Origin of the sequence: Pseudomonas lopnurensis (assembly GCF_015070855.1) — a bacterium.
Lineage (GTDB): Bacteria > Pseudomonadota > Gammaproteobacteria > Pseudomonadales > Pseudomonadaceae > Stutzerimonas > Stutzerimonas lopnurensis.
Genome location: NZ_JADDIX010000014.1, coordinates 22,052 through 41,616 on the forward strand (window position 1 = coordinate 22,052; position 19,565 = coordinate 41,616).

General features: G+C 59.3%; 16 protein-coding genes and 1 other RNA gene. 4 read left to right on the top strand and 13 right to left on the bottom strand.

What is annotated here, in order from left to right; translation table 11 throughout:
- Positions 1-35: 35 nt before the first annotated feature.
- From IN820_RS02585 to IN820_RS02595, 3 genes are all read right to left on the bottom strand, one after another.
- On the bottom strand, positions 36-1,025 hold the full coding sequence (locus IN820_RS02585) for a hypothetical protein (protein WP_193679482.1): 990 nt from the start codon (positions 1,023-1,025) through the stop codon (positions 36-38).
- A gap of 488 nt (positions 1,026-1,513) precedes the next feature.
- The gene (locus IN820_RS02590; RefSeq protein ID WP_193679483.1) at positions 1,514-2,692 is read right to left on the bottom strand and encodes an Arm DNA-binding domain-containing protein; all 1,179 of its coding nucleotides are present in this window, start codon (positions 2,690-2,692) and stop codon (positions 1,514-1,516) included.
- A 482-nt stretch (positions 2,693-3,174) separates the two neighbouring features.
- Positions 3,175-3,540 carry a hypothetical protein gene (locus IN820_RS02595; RefSeq protein WP_193679484.1) on the bottom strand — a complete coding sequence of 122 codons (366 nt, stop codon included), beginning with the start codon at positions 3,538-3,540 and terminating at the stop codon, positions 3,175-3,177.
- A 142-nt stretch (positions 3,541-3,682) separates the two neighbouring features.
- Between IN820_RS02595 and IN820_RS02600 the strand changes: the two genes are divergently transcribed.
- Together IN820_RS02600 and IN820_RS02605 are read left to right on the top strand one after the other, a co-directional pair.
- The gene (locus tag IN820_RS02600; protein WP_193679485.1) at positions 3,683-4,519 is read left to right on the top strand and encodes a hypothetical protein; all 837 of its coding nucleotides are present in this window, start codon (positions 3,683-3,685) and stop codon (positions 4,517-4,519) included.
- A gap of 173 nt (positions 4,520-4,692) precedes the next feature.
- Complete coding sequence (locus tag IN820_RS02605; RefSeq protein ID WP_193679486.1) at positions 4,693-5,310, top strand: recombinase family protein; 618 nt, start codon at positions 4,693-4,695, stop codon at positions 5,308-5,310.
- Between the two features lie 108 nt (positions 5,311-5,418).
- Here the strand turns inward: IN820_RS02605 and IN820_RS02610 are convergent, their stop codons facing one another.
- Entirely contained in the window at positions 5,419-5,772 is a 354-nt protein-coding gene (locus tag IN820_RS02610) for a hypothetical protein (RefSeq protein ID WP_193679487.1), read from the bottom strand.
- Positions 5,773-5,869: 97 nt separating this feature from the next.
- Entirely contained in the window at positions 5,870-6,025 is a 156-nt protein-coding gene (locus IN820_RS02615; protein WP_193679554.1) for a hypothetical protein, read from the bottom strand.
- A gap of 1,202 nt (positions 6,026-7,227) precedes the next feature.
- On the opposite strand from IN820_RS02615, the gene IN820_RS02620 reads away from it, so the two are divergent.
- Together IN820_RS02620 and IN820_RS02625 are read left to right on the top strand one after the other, a co-directional pair.
- Positions 7,228-9,033 carry an HsdM family class I SAM-dependent methyltransferase gene (locus tag IN820_RS02620; RefSeq protein WP_193679488.1) on the top strand — a complete coding sequence of 602 codons (1,806 nt, stop codon included), beginning with the start codon at positions 7,228-7,230 and terminating at the stop codon, positions 9,031-9,033.
- Positions 9,033-10,109, top strand: coding sequence for a BsuBI/PstI family type II restriction endonuclease (locus IN820_RS02625; RefSeq protein ID WP_193679489.1), 1,077 nt, complete (start codon positions 9,033-9,035; stop codon positions 10,107-10,109). Before IN820_RS02620 ends, IN820_RS02625 begins: the two co-directional genes overlap by 1 nt.
- Positions 10,110-10,745: 636 nt before the next feature.
- On the opposite strand, the gene IN820_RS02630 is transcribed toward IN820_RS02625, so the two are convergent.
- From IN820_RS02630 to IN820_RS02665, 8 genes are all read right to left on the bottom strand, one after another.
- Entirely contained in the window at positions 10,746-12,251 is a 1,506-nt protein-coding gene (locus tag IN820_RS02630; protein ID WP_193679490.1) for a YfjI family protein, read from the bottom strand.
- Complete coding sequence (locus IN820_RS02635) at positions 12,248-12,496, bottom strand: helix-turn-helix transcriptional regulator (RefSeq protein ID WP_193679491.1); 249 nt, start codon at positions 12,494-12,496, stop codon at positions 12,248-12,250. Before IN820_RS02635 ends, IN820_RS02630 begins: the two co-directional genes overlap by 4 nt.
- A 245-nt stretch (positions 12,497-12,741) precedes the next feature.
- Positions 12,742-13,120: a transfer-messenger RNA gene (gene ssrA / locus IN820_RS02640) on the bottom strand.
- Positions 13,121-13,252: 132 nt separating this feature from the next.
- Positions 13,253-13,558: a hypothetical protein gene (locus tag IN820_RS02645; RefSeq protein ID WP_193679492.1), complete on the bottom strand. Its 306-nt coding sequence runs from the start codon at positions 13,556-13,558 to the stop codon at positions 13,253-13,255.
- Positions 13,559-13,740: 182 nt separating this feature from the next.
- Positions 13,741-16,590 (bottom strand): FAD-binding and (Fe-S)-binding domain-containing protein, encoded by a 2,850-nt coding sequence (locus IN820_RS02650; RefSeq protein WP_193679493.1) that lies wholly within the window; start codon positions 16,588-16,590, stop codon positions 13,741-13,743.
- Entirely contained in the window at positions 16,587-17,258 is a 672-nt protein-coding gene (locus IN820_RS02655) for a LutC/YkgG family protein (RefSeq protein ID WP_193679494.1), read from the bottom strand. The genes IN820_RS02650 and IN820_RS02655 overlap by 4 nt, the downstream gene beginning before the upstream one ends.
- Positions 17,255-18,697, bottom strand: a complete 1,443-nt coding sequence (locus IN820_RS02660; protein ID WP_193679495.1) for a LutB/LldF family L-lactate oxidation iron-sulfur protein — start codon at positions 18,695-18,697, stop codon at positions 17,255-17,257. Before IN820_RS02660 ends, IN820_RS02655 begins: the two co-directional genes overlap by 4 nt.
- Positions 18,694-19,515 carry a (Fe-S)-binding protein gene (locus IN820_RS02665; protein ID WP_193679496.1) on the bottom strand — a complete coding sequence of 274 codons (822 nt, stop codon included), beginning with the start codon at positions 19,513-19,515 and terminating at the stop codon, positions 18,694-18,696. The genes IN820_RS02660 and IN820_RS02665 overlap by 4 nt, the downstream gene beginning before the upstream one ends.
- Between the last annotated feature and the right edge of the window lie 50 nt (positions 19,516-19,565).

The window sequence follows — 19,565 nt, forward strand, 5'->3', positions numbered from 1 at the left end:
GCCTGCGGCGCAATAGCTGCCATTCTGCTGTCATTCTATGCGTCGTGGAAAATGTCCTGAGCTTTTCCGGTAGCTACATAATCCGCGAGAGCTTGAAGCCGCCGATGATAAGCCAGCACCATCTTTATTCCCGACAGAGGATCACCACCGGCCAATTCTAGGATGTGCTCTGTGCTGTCCCCAATGCCGATAGCTTCACAGCTAGCCTCCAGAATTGCATTTAAATCTTCCACCTCTTGAGCAGACAGATTTACATCGGATGCTGATTTGCCTAGCCACCCCATGTCCTGCAGGTGACGATGAGTTGTTTTATAGGCTTCAAGAGATGGACTGTTTTCTTCATTTATCAAGTTTACTAACTCCCTAATGGAGTCAGCGACATCGCCATTCATATAGAACTTAATCTCGCCTGGTGAGGCGTAGGCGATTTGTCTAATTCCTGCGCGATCCTCATTTGGGATGTTGTGATACAACTCTCTGAAGAAATTAACTGAGCTGAATCCACCTCGCCACGGATGTTTGTGGAATAGAGACGTTATTTTTTTTGTGGTGGCTTTACCAGCAGCACCTAACAATGCAAAGCCAAAGGAATAGCAGTCTTGAACTGAGTCAGAGAATGTTTTTAAATCACTTATCTCCCACTGCCCATCTATATCAACGACTTTGAAGTCGCTGTTTAGGCTTTCAGGAGCGTGGCCAGGTATAAACATGCCTGGTTCTGGAAGCACGTCTGCAGGCAGTTCGGCAGAGCCTTTAGTTTTGAATTCTTCGCCAACAGTGCCCCAAACCTCACCTAGTTCGTATTTGCCGGTATGTAGTTTGGTTACGGCATAATGTACATCGATTTTTTCAGCGTACAAAGACTTCAAGTGTTCGATTTTTATTTTGGAGAAATAGAACTTAAATGCTTTTTCGCCGTCGTCATAATTTACGCCTAAATAGCGGTCACCGTTTTTTTTCTTTGCTAATGCTATAAGTGGTACCTCATAGCTAAGCAAGATTTTTTCTATTATCAGATTAGCCATTTAGGTCTTCCACTCTACCGGCGACACCCGTCGGGCTTACAGTAAGATAGGGCCACCAGTTCACATGAGTAGGTTGGTCTTTATGCCATACACCAAGTCCTGGATCGCAAGGAACCTCAACGGCGTGAGTGAACTTCATTTTCGCCATCCGAGGACTTTTAACTGCCGCCCTGCATGCGGCCAACGATGTCATCAAAGAAACTGAGCGCGCTAAGCATTCGTCCGGATACTTATGGCTAGATAGTCGTTTGCGTTGAGAGTCAAAATCCTCCGCGGTGTGCGCACTCGCTCTCAGAAGCCTCCAAAGTACTGGCTCAGTTGGAGTGACCACTTTTTCAGGGGGGCAACTGGTAGGTAGAGGCTCTAGAAAATCAAATCCATTTGTCGGTGACATGAAGCGCGTCCGAATATAGTGGCAATGTGCTGGATGGAGGCATTTTGGGTGAGGTGCCGGACGCAGTCAAAACTTTAATTCCAGCCACGCGCTATCAGTCTGAAATTGTTGGCTTTTTAAGGTTTTCCGGTTTGAAAAATACTTCTTCGGCCTTCTCGCCTGCGCTTGCATTGGCATGTGGCATCCACCTGCCGTATACCCTTGCGATCATGGTCCAATCGGTGTGGCCCATCTGCTTGGCCACCCACATTGGATGCTCGCCGGCTGAAAGCATCATGGAGGCATAGGTATGCCGCGTTTGGTATGGCCGCCGATACCGAACACCTGCCTTCTTCATCGCCGGCACCCACATGGTTTTTCGGATCGGCCCGTCACCGGCCCAGCGGTCAAGAGTGCGCGGATTTTGGAAAACCTCGGCGTCCGCCAAGAATGTGTGTGCCTTTTGCGCCGTCAATGCCTCCAACGCCGGTTTTAGGAGTTTTACGCTTCGGCGTCCGGCGGCAGTCTTAGTGGTTTCAGCCTTCCCTTTGCCTGCTTGAGTCATGGCTCTGCTCACCATCACCTCCTCACGCAGCCAGTCGATATCGCCCCAGTCCAACGCCACCAGTTCACTTGTGCGAAGGCCCGTCCATAGCGCGAACTGCATCATGTTTCGTGCCTGGCCGGAGAGCGCACCCAGCACGGCCTGTTGCTCTTCCGGACTGAAGGGGTCGACGTCATCCTCTTTTGATGGTGCCGCTCTGCGGGAGTAAGTCCAGCCCGCGAGCGGGTTCAGCTCAATCAGCTCTTCCTCGGCGGCATCATTGAGCGCAGATCGCAGGCAACTTTGGATATTGCTGAGCGTCTTGTTGCTTACGTCAAGGGTGTCTAACCAGTCGCGCACGATCTTGCGCTTCAGGTCGACCACTAGAACGGTACCTAGTGCTGGCACCAGACGCAGTTCGACAATCTTCCGATAACCATCGTAGGTGCTGCTGGAAACGTGCTTCTTCTTTCCGGTCAGCCAGCGAGTGAGGAAACCCATCACGTTTTCCCGGCAGACCTCTGGAGCGAACCGCGCCGCACGCGGGGAGTTCGGGAAAGTAGCTAAGTAATCAAAGACGCCTGTAGCAATGTCGTGCTCAATAACATTCTTGTACCGCTCTGCGAGCTTTAAATTTGTGGTGGTAGGCTTGAGCGAGAAGCGCTCCCGGCACCTAACCCCGCGGTACATGAACGTGATTTCGATACTCGAGTCCGAGACCGCCCGAACTCCCCGCCCATCTCTACCCATGTCTCATATCCTTCCACATCAATTAAAACCCGGCCATCTGGGGCCTTGATCCATATTTCTCCGAGTCGCCAAATCCCGTCGCGAAGCTTCGAGCGGATAGCGTCTTCGGAGTAGCCAGACTCGCTGGCGAATTTCCTGACGGTCACGTAGCGCATATGTCGTTAGTCCTGACTCGTCAGGGTTTGCGACTGCGCGCAGGATGACGTATCTGTTAGTTGACTCCGGCTTGCTGGAAAAGCGTTGTCTTCCGACTTGTCGTTGACTTCGTGCATGTAAACGCAGCGGTTAACCTTGTATTGGTTCATTTTCCGAGTTCCTTTGAGCTACCCGGATAGGCTACGGGCGGCTGCCCGGCGTGTGTTTCGCTTTCAGGCAACAAAAGCGACGGAATTTGAAATCAGGATTTCCCAGCCAGGGAAAGTGGGTGAGCCTGCGCGGAGTGACGTGACGTGAGTCAGGTTGCAGGTTGTCCTGTAAAACCCTCAGGTCTGCTGCAGCCTTTTCTGCTCGTATGCAATGCGGTTCATTACGCAAACTGGAATTGCGAACCCTTGGATATTTGTTTTGAGGGTTTCGCAACCGTCTTCGACGATTCCGCAGGGCACACCCCGACGGAAACGCATTCCCCTCCCGATGTAATTCCGCAGGATGATTTCCCAGGACTCGTCGTCGTAATAGAAGCCCGAGATCTCAGCCCAGTTCGCCGTAACGCCGCTTCCAACAATGCCTGCAGCTGTCAGACAGAAAATTTCTACTTGGTTTTCCTGTGTCACAGGTACGGCGTAAATCCGGCCGTTCGGTGCTACTGGAGGGAAAGTCTGTCCATTGCCTAAGTGGCGAAATTCCATGGTGATGCTCCGCATGCATGAGGTTGCATGACACGCTATGCCAAGGTCTGGAAATCCCAAGCCTGCGGAGCTCATAGGTTTATGCCATTGGGTTTCCTGGAAGCCTTCGTAAGCTGTGGCAATCAAAACAGGGAGTGACGCCATGGGTAACAAATCAACAACGATCCGAATGGGCGTGCTGGCCGCGACAGTAGCTCTTCTGGTTGGGTGCTCTGGCACCCAGGGTGCTAGGACTGTGCAGCTTCCTGAGCCGAAGGATGTACCGAGGGAAAAATGGTCGGATGCTATGCATGTTCTGACCGCCATGGGGATTTCCGGGCAGCGTGACGTTCCAATCGAGCTGGTAGGGGCAGTTGATGGGGTGAGCCGAGCCGGCGGCTCTGGAACAGTACTCGGGGATGCTGGATTAAGTGCGGTTAGCTTCGCGTCGCCACCTACAGGGCTGAGTGGTGGCGCAGCAGCGGGAATTGGCTTGGGTCTAATGCTATTGGGCGGATCAAGCGATCCGGCGCGCGCAACTCAGATTGTTGCGTGGGTGCCTTACGATCAGGTCAGTTCCCCAGAAGAGGCATCTGCTCTGGCCCTACAGAAGGTTGAGGAGGCTCGCAGAAAGAGCTTTTCAGGTGCGCTGTCAAAGTTGGGCATGCAGACAGGTCGATACCCTGATGGCCATTCGCGCGCTTATGCGTCTCCAGCAGATATTTATGCGGAGCGCCCGATCCCGTTCGGCGATGCGGCCGCTGTATCACCAAGTTTTTTGCAGTCGCCGGTTAGCTACGGGCCGATCTTTATCCGGCACAACCAGTTCATGCTAGATGCCTACAAGAACGACATGACAACGTCGGAAGTCATGCTGCTTGCATCGCAACATCTGCCTGAGTGGATCTACATCTACCACCCTGGCCAGCGGCTGAGGAAAAACTCGATCCCTGCGGCAATCTTCAATCAGGGCAGAGCGTTCTACTTCGTAGGGAAATAATTCTGCTGGGCTGTATCGCCGTGGGTTTTCGCAAATCTGCGGCGATCCTTTTGGGTATGCCTGAGCTGATACGTTCAGGAGCAATGCTTTTCCTGGTATTTGATTTTATAAGTAACGGTCTAAGTGATACGCCAGAAGAAAAACACCCAATCTGATACATCAAAGGAATTTCCATGTTCGTTCGCGCCTACCTTCGTGCATCCACTGCGGAGCAAGACGCCAGTCGTGCCCGTAACGCTCTTCAGCTCTTCGCTGCTGACCATGGCAAGGCCATTGCCGCGCAGTATATCGAGAACGCCAGCGGGGCCAGGGCCGACCGGCCGGAGCTGTTGAGGCTGCTAGGTGATGCCCATAGAGGTGACGTGTTACTGCTTGAGAGTATTGACCGGCTCTCACGGCTGCCGGTGGCTGATTGGCAGGCGCTTAAGGCTGCGATTGACTCCAAGGGACTGCGCATCGTCGCCCTGGATTTGCCGACCAGCCACCAAGGCATGAGAGAAATGGTAGGTGATGAGTTCACTGACCGAATGCTGGCAGCTATCAACGGCATGATGATCGAGATGATGGCGGCTATTGCGCGCAAGGACTACGAGCAGCGTCGGGAGCGCCAGGCGCAGGGTATCCAGAGGGCAAAGGCTTCCGGCGCTTACAAAGGTCGGCCTGCTGACAAGGGGCTGCATCAGCGCGTTGGTGAGCTGCTCGGCGCTGGCCTGGGGATTCGGGCGACCGCTCGCCATGCAGGGTGCAGTACCACCACAGTGCTTAAAATCCGCAATCAAATTACCGAGTGACGACGCGACTTGACGTGGTGTTCGAGCAGCAGTGAGATTCGCATGAATTTTACCCAGATAGCAGGCCGCATCCGCAGCCTGGGTAGCATTCCGCTCGCCTGGAATAGACTAGTCCGTCTTACGGCCCAGGCGACAGCGCAGCGCTCGTATCATCCTGGCGCGCATGACAACGGCTGTGACTGACACCGCAAGGGCTATACCGCCCGCCAGTTCCCCGAAGCGGACGAATGCAACAATGTTCACCAGGACGAGAACCATGATGCCGTAGAACTCGGCATTGGCCTTGCTGGCAGCCAGGGCCTGACGCTCGGTGAGCATCCAGTTCGGCGACAGGCAGAAGGGACATACGGACGACTCGGGATCACGGCCGCCTACTGGGATTCCGCTGATGTAGAACGGCGCGCTGGTGATCACCTTCGGAACCATCATCTTCTTGCAGCACTGGCATTCAACTTTGCTCATGACGTGAACCTGCTGTACTTGGCACATGCCAGAACCCTACCCAAGCCCTGGCGAATCCCAAGCGACCGTCATGCGGGTCTGCCGGTGTGTTGCAAAATCACTCGGTGTGATTTTTCTTGTCGAGATGATCTGCGACCTTGTAGCCAATCACCGCCACCACTCCCAATGTGCCGACCACGCCAATGACCGCGTAAACGAGTAGTTCAATCGAGTCCATGTCTTGCACCTTCTGGGCTGATGATTTGCGCTGCATTCAGCTTCTCACCTGCTGTGCCAATCCCAAGGATTTCTTCCTCCTGAGATCCCATTCAGCCGGCACTTGGCTGATTAAATTCCAGAGCAACCGGCGCACCGCTTATATTCGCTGCGCGACACGTGTTCAAAACATGCTCACACCACCTCTCTTGCTTATGGGAGTCTGACAGTTCACCTCACATAGAGGGAATCTGCCGATTTTTGCCGAAAGGGTGTCGTGAAGGGGTGTTGCCGCTGTAACCCGCACGATTACTGGGTCTCAGGTTATTCAGAGCGTCTCGTACTGGTTAAGGGGTGTCGTAAAGGGGTGTTGTTGCCCAGGTAAGAGGTGTCGTGAAGAGGTGTTGCAGCTGCAAACCGCATGGTTGTTGGGTTTCAGGTTATTCGGGGCGTCTTGTACAGGTTAAGGGGTGTTGTCGTCGAGATAAGGGGTGTCGTGAAGAGGTGTCGTCGCAGCAGCCCCAATGGTTGCTAGGTGTTGCGCTGGACTATCCCATGAGTCGTGCTGGCGACGGCAGATCGACGGCAGATGACGACTGAGCGTCAGTGGGCATTTGTCAGGTGTACGCCGTGACAATAGATGATCGGCAAATGACGACGCTACGGGTTGAGCGAAAGAGCGCGTGCAATGAATGCACAACAGATGACGAGGGGGCCGCGTGAGTTTCGCTACTCAAATCGTAAAGCCGGCTGATCCATTACCTGCCGGACAATCACTGCATAGGTCGCTAAAACCCGATTTCAAGAAAACGTTGCAGTAGACGTGTCGTTGCTGGCGACACGCTCAAGTGTTCGGCGACCCGCTATGAGGCCCAGAAAGAAATGGCGCAATCTCACTTGTGCTGTATATTTGAACAGTGTTTTCAAGTGGATCTCGCTGATAGTGAGAGCGGGGGCACGGGTTATGCCTTGGCCTGTCCTTCAGTAGACGGCTTTGTGCTGTATGGGATCAGCTTTGTTGGGTGATACCAGTCGGTTTTACCCTCAACAAAGACTTGGCAGCCCAGTTGGGACGTGACTACCAAACGCTCGCCGAAAACGCTGCGTACCATCTGACCTGGCTCGAACTGAGGGTAATTCGGTTGCATAACTGGCGCTCCTGCGATTGTTGAGTATCACTTTATCACGCAATATTGCGCAAAAGCGGTCGGCGGGATGCCGAATCCTGTAGAATCTCGGCCCGCGAAAAAAGGGGGAAATATGACTCACACGGCACAGGCAAAACAGGCACGGCAGGCAGGCCAAACGGCTGCGGAATCCCCGAGCCAGGTACTGGCCTCCGCCAGAGTCATGGCCCGCGCCCTGGCTACCACTTTTCCAGCGGATCACCAGCTGGCCCTGGCGCGTGCGTTCGGCGTTCGCCTGATCGAGGCTTGGTGGCGTGGCCTGACCAGCGTCGACATCGTTCCCCAGGAACTACGCTCACCACTCCAGCCGTTCCCTACCGAGCCGCTGACAGAGGCCGCCGCCGCTCTCGCGGAAACCATCGGTCGCACTGCCGCGAAATTCGATGCCGAGACCGCCGCCTATCAGATCGGCCTTACCTATACCGGTATGCTCCCAGCCGAACATCGCGGGGAGTACGGCATTTTCTACACGCCGCCTGTCTTGACCGCCCGTCTGATCGACCAAGTAACGGCCGCCAATGTTGACTGGGCGAAGTGCCGCGTGCTTGATCCAGCCTGCGGCGGCGGGGCCTTCCTGGCACCCATCGCCCAGCGGATCATGGACGAGCAGAAGGATTGCAGCCCGAAGCTGCTGATGCAGAGCATCGGCAACCGCTTGCGCGGCTACGAGATTGATCCCTTCGGGGCCTGGCTCAGCCAGGTCACCCTGGATGCCGTGGTACTGCCGATTAGCCGGCTGGCTGGGCGCAAGCTACCCGTCATGGTTACGGTTTGCGACTCGCTGCGCCGCAGCCCGCCGAAAGACCGTTTCGACCTGGTGATTGGCAATCCTCCATATGGCCGGGCTAAGCTCGATGCCGAGACCCGCGAACGCTACAAGCGCTCGCTGTATGGCCATGCCAACCTGTATGGGCTGTTCACCGATCTGGCACTGCGCCACGCCAAGTTGGGCGGCGTGATTGCCTACGTCACCCCGACCTCATTCCTGGCCGGCGTCTACTTCAAGAATCTACGGGCTTTGCTGGGGCGCTCAGCGCCGCCACTGACCATCGATTTCGTCACCGCCCGTAAGGGCGTCTTTGATGACGTTCTGCAGGAAACGGCCCTGGCGACCTATCGTCGCGGCGGGGATAGCGCCCCGGTCGTCGTTGCCGAGGTTGCCCCTTCTAGGGACGGGCTGGAGGTTCAGCAGACGGGCGAGATCGCCCTCCCTGCTGATCCATCCCTACCCTGGCTCTTGCCCCGTACGACCGAGCAAAGCGCCTTGGTCGAGCGCCTGACACACATGCCCCATCGTCTGGCCGACTGGGGCTATGGTGTGAGCACCGGACCGCTGGTGTGGAACCGTTTCAAGAACCAGCTCGCGCACCGCCCAAGCGGCAAACGCCTGCCGCTGATCTGGGCCGAGGCAATCACTGCCGATGGCCGTTTCGTGTTCCGTGCAGACAAGAAGAACCACGCACCCTACTTCGAGCTGAAAGCCGGGGACAACTGGCTGGTGACTACTAAGCCCTGCGTTCTGCTGCAACGCACGACTGCCAAGGAACAGAGTCGCCGCCTGATTGCCGCAGCGTTACCCGCTGAGTTCCTAGAGAAGCATGGCGGCGTCGTCATCGAGAACCACATCAACATGATTCGGCCGACCACCGAAGCGCCCCAAGTTAGCGCCGAGGTGCTGGGTGCATTTATCAACAGCGCGGCCGCAGACCGCGCGTTTCGCTGCGTAAGTGGCTCTGTTGCGGTCTCTGCCTACGAGCTGGAGTCGCTGCCGCTGCCAGGACCCCAGGACCTCGTGGAGCTGACCTGGCTAGTCGATGCCGGTGCCGATCGCGAATCCATTGAGGCTGCATGCAGTCGATTGTTTGAAGGGGATATGTAGTGCTGCCACCGTACGTACCAAGGGAACTGGTCGCTGAAAGGCTCCCGCTGATCTTCCCGGAAGGAACTCCGAATCGGATCTACTGCACTCGCGAACTAGCAGCGAGCACTGTATTTGCCATGCTGTATATCGGGGCTATCGAGCACTCCAGCGTTCGGCTGGGGCCGGTGCATGTCTATCGCATGACCGACGTACAGGCGGCGAATGACAGCGACGAGGAGCGCCTCAGCTACAGGTCTAACTTGCGCAAGAAATCGTACGAGGTTCCCGGCAAGCGCTGGTACGCCGACAACACCCGCGAACCTATCCGCGACGAGACCCTCCGCGAAGGTCTTGTAGCAGTTGGTGCCGTCATGGAAGACAAGGACGTGCCCACTACGTCCGGTAAGCCGCGATACGCACTCAAGACTGATTTGGCTGCCTTGTTCGACCCTGCGCTCCAGGGCGAAGAGTTAGAGGGAGCTATTCTCAAGTGGCAAGATGAACACTTGAACAAAGGCGCGCTTGCGCGGATTTCGCTGATGCGTATGGGTGCTGCCGACCAGGAAGGCGTGCTTGTCCGCTTCCCCAACGGTGAAACGCGCACGCTCTCCCATGGCCCTAGCTCGCTGATTTCTCGGGCAGTCGTTGAGGTCTTCGCCAAGCAGTTCCTGGAGAAACCTGCTGTGCTTTGGCTCAGTGAGTCGAGTAACAAGGTCGCCATGCAGGACCTGCGCATGGCTTCCACCATTGGACTCGACATCGAGGCGCAGAAGAACCTACCCGATCTGATCCTGGTGGATCTCGGACCGAGCAATCCCCTGATCGTCTTTATCGAGGTGGTGGCCACCGATGGGGCAATCACCGCGCGCCGCCAGGATGCCCTGTTCGACCTGACGGACAAAGGCGGCTTCAAGCGCTCGCAAGTCGCTTTTGTCACTGCGTATGCGGATCGGGAGTCGGCAGGCTTCAAGAAGACCGTCACAGGTTTGGCCTGGGGCTCGTTTGCCTGGTTTATGAGTGAGCCCGATAAAATTTTCATGCTCCGTGACGGAGTCAGTCCTCTGTCTAGCTTGAACCAGCTACTAGCTCCTTAAGGAACACGAGCAAGGCGCGAGGGGCAACTGGATAGGATCAAATCAGTTTTCAGTTCACTGGACCAGCTCAGTGCTCCGTTTAAGCAGAGCGTTGTTGGGCTGGAGTGATTTCCAGGGAAGGCATGCTGCGAAACCTTTCTAATGCCGACTACTTGACGAACGAACCGCGAACATTATCTCTGGAAAGGTATTTTAGGGGGCCACATGGCAGATAACGATTGGGCCGAATTGGCATACGCCGCAGTGCGTCAGGTTGCTGAGAGACAATCAGAATTCACGCCTGACGACATATGGGCAACTGGACTTCAGAAGCCAAGTGAAGCGCGCGCCCTCGGTGGGGTGATGCGTCGGGCTCACAGGGAAGGGCTGATCGAAAAAACAGGACGTGCGCAACCGACTACGCAACCAGAAAGCCATGGTACCGATGTAACTGTCTGGCGTTCACTAATATATGTCGCCCCAGGTGCATAGACGCGTGCTCGTTCAGCACAGTAGGCATGAGGTCGGATATCGCTGTTGGGCCAGCAGTTTTGTATCCCAGCCAGGGGTAGGGCTACCTACAAAACCTACAGAACTAGATTTCGTAGGTTTTGTAGGTAGCCCTGCCGGCCTTTTGAGTAAACAGCTGGGTCGAGGCTACGTTTTTCGCCAGACATAGCGTGTCGATGGGCGGCCACCTTTCTCACCGGCAACCTCGTAGCCAACGATGAAGTCGTGTTCAACCAGAATTGCGAGCGCATTATTCACAGCGTCCTGCGAGCCCAATCCCGTCCAGTCCTTCTGGCGCACCTCTCGTGCGGTAAACGGCTCGGGTAATTTCTGCTGACGCTCCAGGAGCAACCGTGCCCCCAGTAGTGGCGCGTTGATTGCCGCGCCATACAGCCGCTGGGCATGGCTCATCAGGTAGTTCGCCCAGTCAATGGCGCGGTCAGTGGACTCTGGGCCCACAGCTTCGCGCCCACCTTCAATCAGCTCAAATAGCAGGGCCAAGCCCGCAATGGTTTTTGGCATTTTCAGATAATGGGATTGCAATGCCGGGTGAAGATGTTCGCTCCGGCTTTGTTGCATGTGATCGGTATACCAGACGTTAAATTTTTCCTGTGCTTTTGGGCTGAACCTGAGTGCAATACGAGGCTCGGAGGGCTGCCGGTCGAGGTGGTCCATAAGCTTTTCCACGCGCTCAGCGGCGACTGTATTCGGCCAGCGGTCGACCAGACGCCATTCACGCACATCGTCGGGATATACGGCCAGTTGCAGGCGCTGAGTCAGGCCGTCATCCAGTTCGCCGCTGACGGCGGCGTTTACAAGAGATGCGATTCGTGAGGGTTGAATACCGCCGATTAATGACAAACAACATGACTCGATGAAAATGGTTCCTCGGCCGATACGGTCATAGGTGAATGAGCCGTTGCCATCGAAACACTCCAGATAGAAGGCTCTCGCAACTGAGCCGTCTTCGCTCTGCATCGTTGCCAGCCAGCCCCCCAGCTCGTCACGCTCAAGCACTAGGCCGTTTGGATTCTCGTTGAGCAACTCGCCGAGTTTTTCGACGGTTGAGTCGTTGACGATATACCGTCGCAGGACTGGAGCCTGCATGTCGCTGGAAAGTCTGTTCAGTTCCGCCAAAGCAGCGTCCTCGTCACCACCATCGAGAAGTTTTTTGGCTTTGGCCCTGGCTGCGTTGCGCTTCATGTCGAGCAGCTCGCTGCCGGCCTTGTGCTCGGCTTGAGCCTGGCCATAGCGTTCTCGCTCTCTGGACTCTAAGTTTCGTAGTGGGAGCATTGCCTGTTTGAGTGCTGGCGTTTTCATCGCAGACGGCCGCCCGATGATGACTCCCCACTGGTTGGGAACGACCATCCAGTCGTCGTGCTGTTTCGGGTGGATGGTGAATTTGCGCCCGACTACGGTGCTGACAGCCACTACAAGCGCGACTCCAACAAAATCAGGCGGGCACTGGGTGCGCTCAGCGATATCCCGCACGTATTCCTGAAGAGCAGTAGGCAGTAGTTCGTCACGCCAGGGCATGACCCTGGCCATCCCACTCGGGAGTGGTTTTGGCATGATGCCTGGGTTCAGGTATGAGGCAAGTGCCCGCTCGGGCATCTCTGCCAAGAACGACGGTATCTGCTCGTGCGTGCTCATTGGTGTTCTCGCTCAGCGAGATCCAGAGGGGCTCCATCACGCTCGCTGATCTTTCTCTCTAACCAGGCCTCCACCTCCGCGACGACGAAGTAAACGCCAGCCTGTTTGCTCGACCCAAATTTGATGGGACGAGGGAAGCTGGGATCGGCTTCGCGCAGCTTTTCGAGGCCGGAGCGGCTCTTGTCAAAGCAGCGCTGCAGAGAGGTGTGGCTGATCAGGTATTTTTTGGGGGCGTGTGTCGGCATATGTGGGGCTCTGTGTGTAAGTCGACACAGATTTAATACCCCTGACTGACCACTGTGGCGCGATTTCAAACCGGAAAAGCGTCGGAAAACGTTTTGCCGGATGTGAGGTAAAGACGACAGCCGCGGATGGGCTTCGCGGGTAGGGACGCTGTCATAAAGCTGGCATTACCCAGCCAAAACAGCCCCAAAAGACACAAAAAAGGCACTGTAGCTATTCGCTAAGTGCCTGATTTATAAAGCTAATTTGGTGGAGCCGGGGGGATTTGAACCCCCGTCCGCCAGCTCTCCGCTATCGGTTCTACATGCTTAGCCAGATCTATTGAGTTAACTCCGCGCCGCCCGATTGGCAGGGTGCTTGGAGCGAGCTGTATGAGATTTAGCCGTTACGTCTACAGCGAACTTGGCGGCGATCCTGTTCTATCTGACGGTCATTTCGGGTTTACAGGCATCCCCTAGTGACCGCTGGCGCCGAAGCGACCAGATGAAGGTTAGGCGGCTAGCGCGTACCCTTCGTAGTTGTCGTCGTTGGCAACTATAGGTTTGCAACAGTTTATTTACGAGTTCTGTTACCAACTCGGCATGCCCCTCAAGTTTCGTTACCGGCGTCGAATCCTAATCGGCCCCTGGTGTCGCTTGTGGTGCTGGGCGCGAGTGTACGGCTATCTGCAATCCGTGTCGATCAGTTTTTAGCCATGCTGGTTGCAAAATGTACAGCTGGCAGCGGCAGGATCGCGCGAACGATCCTGCCGCGATGGCTCAGTTGCCTGCGCCGGAGCCGGAGCCGCTGCTGCCGCCGCTGCCGGTGCTACCAGGGCCCTTGAGTTCCTGCAGGGCCTTGGTGGAATGGGCGATGCAAGCCTCGGTATCGCCGGCCTGCTGTGCCTGTCGGGCCTGCTGGACGTATTCCTCGACTTGGCTCTTGGCCGGCTCGCCGAGGGTCGCCGTGGTGGTGGCCATGTTGTCGTCGATTTCCTGCAGATTGGTTTGGCACAGGTCCTGTTGCGCAAAGACGGCGGGGCTGACGAGTAGTACCGCGGATGCGAGCAGTGCGTGAATTTTCATGGTGGGTCCTCCAGTCTTGTGGACTTCCCGGGCCTGCCTGGCGGACAGCTGAAGCGGCGGCACCGAGTCGAAGTGAACCCGTCACGGGCTCTAAAATTCGGACTGCGATTGCGCTTGAGCGTTCATCGAAACGACATGAACGGGGCGGCCCCGACACCGCTGTCGGGGCCGTATGTGGCGGGTTAGAGCGTTGCGCTGGCTTTGCTGCGGGTCACCCGATCGACCAGATAGACCAGCCCGTGATAGTCGATTCCGCCATGGCGCGACAGGCCGATCTCGCAGGTGCGGCTGGTGGAGATGCCTTCGTCGCAGACTTGCACCGCGTCCTTCAGGCTGCGCAGCGCATGGCCGTTGAGTTCGGGCGTGGTGAAGCCCTTGTCGCCAGCGAAGCCGCAGCAGTGGATGCCTTCGGGGATCACCACTTCCTTCGTGCAGCGGCGGGCGATGTCGATCAGCGCCTGCGCCTCGCCCAGATGCTGGGTGCTGCAGGTGACATGCACGGCGATCGGGGCGTCCTGCGGCAGGAATTCCAGCTTGTCGAGCAGATGGGTGCGAATGAAGCGCACCGGGTCGTAGACCTGCAGGCGCTCGTCGGCCAGATCCTGCACCAGGCGCAGGGTGCAGGGGCTGGTGTCGCAGTAGATCGGGTCGAGCCCGCCGCGGCTGGCCTTGAGCAGCGCATCGAGGGTTTCCTGGCGCTTGCGTTCGGCCTGCTCGGCATAACCCTTGGAGGCGAATGGCTGGCCGCAGCAGAGGTCGTTCAGTCCGTCGGGGAAGATCACTTGGTAGCCGGCTTTTTCCAGCAGCCCGCGGGTCTTGTCGAGCAGCGGCTCCTGTTCCTGGTCGCGGGCCGCCGGGCCCATGGCGCGCGAGACGCAGGCGGCCAGATAGACCACGCGCGGACGCTCGTCCTGCGCTGGCGGCTTGGGCAGGTGCAGGCGTTGCAAGGGTTGCGGCATGGCCGGCGTCCATTGCGGCACACGGCCCTTGCTGGCATTCGTCACGGCCGCGGATGCCTTGGCGAGGCGCTGGGTGCCCAGGATCAGGTGCGCGCCGTTGGCCATGTGAAGCATGAAGCGAGTGCCCTGCACCGCGGTGCCGAAGTGCTCGGCCAGCCAGTTGGCGGTGCCTTTGTTGTTGGCTTCGCGCCCACGCAGCTTGCGCACCAGATCGCCGGTATTGATGCCCACCGGGCAGCGCTGGGCGCAGAGGCCGGTGGCCGCGCAGGTGTCGAGGCCGTGGTAGTGGTAGAGCCGTTCGATTTCGCGGGTATCGATGCCGGCGCGCTTGCGTGCCTGGATGTCGCGCCAGATGACGATGCGCTGGCGCGGCGTCAGGGTCAGGCCGTTGGAGGGGCAGACCGGCTCGCAGAAGCCGCACTCGATGCACTTGTCGACGATTTCGTCGGCGGCCGGCATCGGCTTGAGGTTCTTCAGGTGGATGTCCGGGTCTTCGGAGAGCACCACGTCCGGGTTGAGGATGCCGCTGGGGTCGAGCAGGCGCTTGATCTTCCACATCAGCTGGTAGGCTTCGCTGCCCCATTCCAGCTCGACGAAGGGCGCCATGTTGCGCCCGGTGCCGTGCTCGGCCTTGAGCGCACCGCCGAATTCGACGGCCACCAGCTGCGCCACTTCGCCCATGAAGGCTTCGTAGCGGGCGACCTGCGCCGGGTCGTCGAAGCCCTGGGTGAAGACGAAGTGCAGGTTGCCCTCCAGCGCGTGGCCGAAGAGGATCGCCTCGTCGTAATTGTGCTTGTCGAGCAGCTCGATCAGGCGGTTGACGCCCTCGGCCAGGCGCTCGACCGGGAAGGTCACGTCCTCGATGATCACCGTGGTGCCGGTCTGGCGCACGGCACCGACCGCCGGGAAGGTGTCCTTGCGGATCTTCCACAGTTGGTTGTAGACCACCGGGTCTTCGCTGAAGTCGACCTGCTTCTCCACCGGGAAGTGCGCGATGGAGGTCATGATCAGGTTGATCTGCTCGTGCAGCAGCGACTGGCTGGCCGCGCGGGATTCGATCAGCAGTGCGCAGGCGGTTGGCGACAGCTCTTTGACCCACTCGGGCATGCCGGCCTTGTGCTCGACCGAGCGCAGGCTGCGGCGGTCGAGCAGCTCCACCGCCGACACCGGTTGCTGCTTGAGCACCGGTACGGCCAGGCAGCAGGTTTCCACGTCGGGGAAGACGACCAGCGCGCTGGCCTTGTGCGGATGGTCCGGCACGGTGTCGTAGGTCACCGCGCTGATGAAGCCCAGCGTGCCTTCGGAACCGACCATCAGGTGGTTGAGGATGTCCAGCGGCTCGTCGTAGTCGACCAGCGCGTTGAGCGAGAAGCCGGTGGTGTTCTTCAGCCGGTACTTGTGGCGGATCTTCGTCGCCAGTTCGGTGTTGGCGCGGGTTTCCCGGCCCAGTTCGGCCAACTGTTCGAGCAGCGTGGCGTGGCTCTGGCGGAACGCGGCGACGCTGGCGGCATCCTCGCTGTCGACCACGGTGCCGTCGGCCAATACGACACGTAGTCCGGCGAGGGTCTTGTAGGTGTTCTGCGCCGTGCCGCAGCACATGCCGCTGGAATTGTTGGCGACGATGCCGCCGATCTTGGCGGCGTTGATCGAGGCCGGATCAGGGCCGATCTTGCGCTGGAAGGGCGCGAGGACTGCGTTGGCGTTGGCGCCGATCACACCCGGTTGCAGGCGGATCTGCTCGCCGCCGTTGCGAATCTCGCGACCGTTCCAGTTGTCGCCGAGCACGATCAGCACCGAGTCGCTGATGGCTTGTCCGGACAGGCTGGTGCCGGCGGCGCGGAAGGTCACCGACACACGTTCGGCATGTGCCAATTGCAGCAGGCGGACGACTTCGGCCTCGGATTCGACGCGCACCACCAGCTTGGGAATCAGCCGGTAGAAGCTCGCATCGGTGCCGAAGGCCAGGGTCGAGAGCGGATCGTCGAAGCGGCGCTCGGCCGGGATCAGCCGTTCGATCGCCGCGAGGAAGCCCGCCGGCAGCGGTGCGCGTTCGATCCGTGCGGCGGCGTTCATGCATCCTCCAGGATCAGCACGATCAGATCCTTAGGCCCGTGGGCACCGTAGGCCAGCACCTGCTCGATGTCGGCGGTCTTCGACGGGCCGGAAACCAGCAGCGCGTTGGTCGGCATGCCGGCGGCCCACTGGAACTTCTGCTGGATCTCGTAGAAGTTGTCGTGGATCTCGCTGGCCTTGAGGAGGGCGAAATGCACCGGCGGCACCAGGCTCATCAGGCGCGGCTCCTCGCGGGTCGGCCACATGATCAGGCTGCCGGTGGAGGCGATGGCGCCGAGGGTGCCGGTGAGGCTCGCCGGGGTGTCGTCGAACAGCTCGGCCTTCCACTCCTCGACGGGACGGTCGTAGGCCTTGAGCGTCGGCAGGCCTTCACGGCCGGCGCAATGCTCGGCAAAGCGCCGGCCGTATGGCGTGGTCGGGGCGATCAGCAGACTGGGCAGCTGGCGGTCGTGCAGCAGCTGTTCCAGCAGCCCCGGCCAGGCGGCGTCCGTGGTCAGGTGGATCTCGGTATGCACCGCTTCCATCAGCTGGCGCAGGCGGGCGATGCGCTGCTCCGGTGGATAGCTCCACGGCTGGGTCACCAGCGACTCGTCGTAGTCATCCGCGACCGGCGTGGTGCCTTCCAGGCTCTTCTTCAGCTTGGCGAGGATATTGGCCTTGGCGCTCATCGCTTGCCCTCCAGGTGCTCACGGGCCAGCTCGTGCAGCGAGCGGGCGGCAGGTTTCGGTGCGCTGTGGTTCTGCGTCCAGGGGCCGACGTTCGACGGCGTCAGGGCGCGCAGGCGGGTGGCGAAGAAGCCGAACAGGCGGTACAGCGTGGGGCTGGTATTGAGCAGGCGCCAGCCGGCCCAGATCATCCGTTCCTTCTGCGAATACTTGCTGCCCTGGCCGCGCATGACCTTGTGCGGGTCGTCCGGCGCCTTGACGTTCTCCTCGCGCAGGCGACGCAGGATGGACGGAATCGGGATCTTCACCGGGCAGACTTCGCCGCAGGCGCCGCACAGCGAGGAGGCGCTGGGATGGTCCGGGACCTTGTCCAGGCCGACCATGTGCGGGGTGATGATCTTGCCGATCGGGCCGGGATAGACCTCACCGTAGGTGTGGCCGCCGACGCGGGTGTAGACCGGGCAGTGGTTCATGCAGGCGCCGCAGCGGATGCAGTTGAGCGTCTGGCGCAGCTCGCTGTCGGCGAAGGCCTGGCTGCGGCCGTTGTCCAGCAGGATCAGGTGCACTTCCTGCGGGCCGTCCAGCTCGTGCGCCTTGCGCGGGCTGGAGATCATATTGACGTAGGTGGTGATCGGCTGGCCCAGCGCCGAGCGGGTCAGCAGCGAGAGCAGCGGCACCACGTCACGCAGGTTCTCTACCACCTTCTCGATGCCGGTGACGGCGATGTGCACCGGCGGCACCGTGGTCGACATGCGGCCGTTGCCCTCGTTCTCGACGAGTAGCAGGGTGCCGGTCTCGGCCACCGCGAAGTTGACGCCGGAGACGCCGATGTCGGCCTCGAAGAACTTCTGCCGCAGCGTGCGGCGGCCGATCTGGATGAGCTGGTCGACGTCCTTGGTGTACTCCACGCCGAGCTTGTCGTGGAACAGCGAGGCGACCTGGCCGGCGTTCTTGTGGATCGCCGGCATGATGATGTGCGATGGTTTCTCGTGGTCGAGCTGGACGATGTACTCGCCCATGTCCGACTCCAGGCTCTCGATGCCGTGGCCTTCGAGGAAATGGTTCATTTCCATCTCTTCGCTGACCATCGATTTGCCCTTGATCACCTGGCGCGCCTCGTGGGCGCGGGCGATCTCGAGGACGATCCCGTTGGCCTCCTCGATGGTTTCGGCCCAGTGCACCTGCACCCCGTTGCGGGTCAGGTTGGCTTCCAGCCGCTCGAGCAGTTCGGGCAACCTGGACAGCGCGCGGGCGCGGATATGGTTGCCCATCTCGCGCAGGCGCTCGCGTTCGTCGGCATCGCTGAAAGCGGTGGCGCGCTTGGTCATCAGCGAGTCCATGGCGGTGCGGAAATTGCGCCGCAACTGATCGTCACCCAGGGCGTTGTGGGCACGGCCCTTGAAATCCAGCTCGACGGCCGGGATGCGCTGTTCGGCGTTCATCGGGCACCTCCGGTGCGCTGCCAGAGGAAGGAGGCCAGGTGCTGGCCGCGCAGGGCTTCGCGCTGTTTTTCCAGCGCGCCGTTGATGTTCATCAAGCAGCCGCAATCGGCGCTGACCACTTGGTGCGCGCCGGATTCCTTCAGCGCGCGGGTCTTGTCCGCCACCATGGCACCGGAGATGTCGGGCATGCGCACCGAGAAGGTACCGCCGAAGCCGCAGCACTCGCTCTCGTGGTCATGCTCGACGCGCTCGACCTGGCCCAGTTGGGCGAGCAGGGCGCGGCCGTGCAGGTGGGTGTTCATCTCGCGACGGGCCGAGCAGGAGGTATGCAGGGCGACCCTGGTTGGCGATCCCGCGTCCTGGTATTCGACCTTGCAGACGTTGAGCAGGAACTCAGCCAGTTCGAAGGTGCGCGCGGCCAGTGCCTCGGCCTTGCGCAGGGTTTCCGGCTCGTCCTTGAACAGCTCCAGATAATGGTGGCGCAGCATGCCGGCGCAGGAGCCCGAGGGCACCACCACCGGCCAGTCATTGGCGAACAATGCCAGCTGCGCCCGCGCGACCCGGCGTGCCTCGTCGGTGTAGCCGGTGGTGTAGGCCGGCTGGCCGCAGCAGGTCTGGCCCTGGGGGAAATGCACCCGCAGCCCCTCGCGTTCCAGCAGGCGGATGGCGTCGAGCCCCGCCTCGGGGTAGAACAGGTCCACCACGCAGGTGCCGAACAGGTAGACCTGGCTCGGTTTGGCCGGGTACTGGCGTGGCTGTGGCAGGGGGGGCGCAACGCGGGTGGCGTTCGGCGCGGCGTCGTAGAAAAGTTCGCTCATCGGCTCAGGCTCCGGGTGGTCCCGGTTATACGCCTCGCGCGGCAATGGCG

Bases quoted from the DNA above. Each gene is read 5' to 3' on its own strand.
- IN820_RS02620 (WP_193679488.1), top strand. From the start codon at position 7,228: ATGACTCACACGGCACAGGCAAAACAGGCACGGCAGGCAGGCCAAACG.
- IN820_RS02660 (WP_193679495.1), bottom strand. From the start codon at position 18,697: ATGAACGCCGAACAGCGCATCCCGGCCGTCGAGCTGGATTTCAAGGGC.
- IN820_RS02645 (WP_193679492.1), bottom strand. From the start codon at position 13,558: ATGAAAATTCACGCACTGCTCGCATCCGCGGTACTACTCGTCAGCCCC.
- IN820_RS02635 (WP_193679491.1), bottom strand. From the start codon at position 12,496: ATGCCGACACACGCCCCCAAAAAATACCTGATCAGCCACACCTCTCTG.
- IN820_RS02650 (WP_193679493.1), bottom strand. From the start codon at position 16,590: ATGAACGCCGCCGCACGGATCGAACGCGCACCGCTGCCGGCGGGCTTC.
- IN820_RS02605 (WP_193679486.1), top strand. From the start codon at position 4,693: ATGTTCGTTCGCGCCTACCTTCGTGCATCCACTGCGGAGCAAGACGCC.
- IN820_RS02655 (WP_193679494.1), bottom strand. From the start codon at position 17,258: ATGAGCGCCAAGGCCAATATCCTCGCCAAGCTGAAGAAGAGCCTGGAA.
- IN820_RS02585 (WP_193679482.1), bottom strand. From the start codon at position 1,025: ATGGCTAATCTGATAATAGAAAAAATCTTGCTTAGCTATGAGGTACCA.
- IN820_RS02590 (WP_193679483.1), bottom strand. From the start codon at position 2,692: ATGGGTAGAGATGGGCGGGGAGTTCGGGCGGTCTCGGACTCGAGTATC.
- IN820_RS02630 (WP_193679490.1), bottom strand. From the start codon at position 12,251: ATGAGCACGCACGAGCAGATACCGTCGTTCTTGGCAGAGATGCCCGAG.
- IN820_RS02665 (WP_193679496.1), bottom strand. From the start codon at position 19,515: ATGAGCGAACTTTTCTACGACGCCGCGCCGAACGCCACCCGCGTTGCG.
- IN820_RS02595 (WP_193679484.1), bottom strand. From the start codon at position 3,540: ATGGAATTTCGCCACTTAGGCAATGGACAGACTTTCCCTCCAGTAGCA.
- IN820_RS02600 (WP_193679485.1), top strand. From the start codon at position 3,683: ATGGGTAACAAATCAACAACGATCCGAATGGGCGTGCTGGCCGCGACA.
- IN820_RS02615 (WP_193679554.1), bottom strand. From the start codon at position 6,025: ATGCAGCGCAAATCATCAGCCCAGAAGGTGCAAGACATGGACTCGATT.
- IN820_RS02610 (WP_193679487.1), bottom strand. From the start codon at position 5,772: ATGAGCAAAGTTGAATGCCAGTGCTGCAAGAAGATGATGGTTCCGAAG.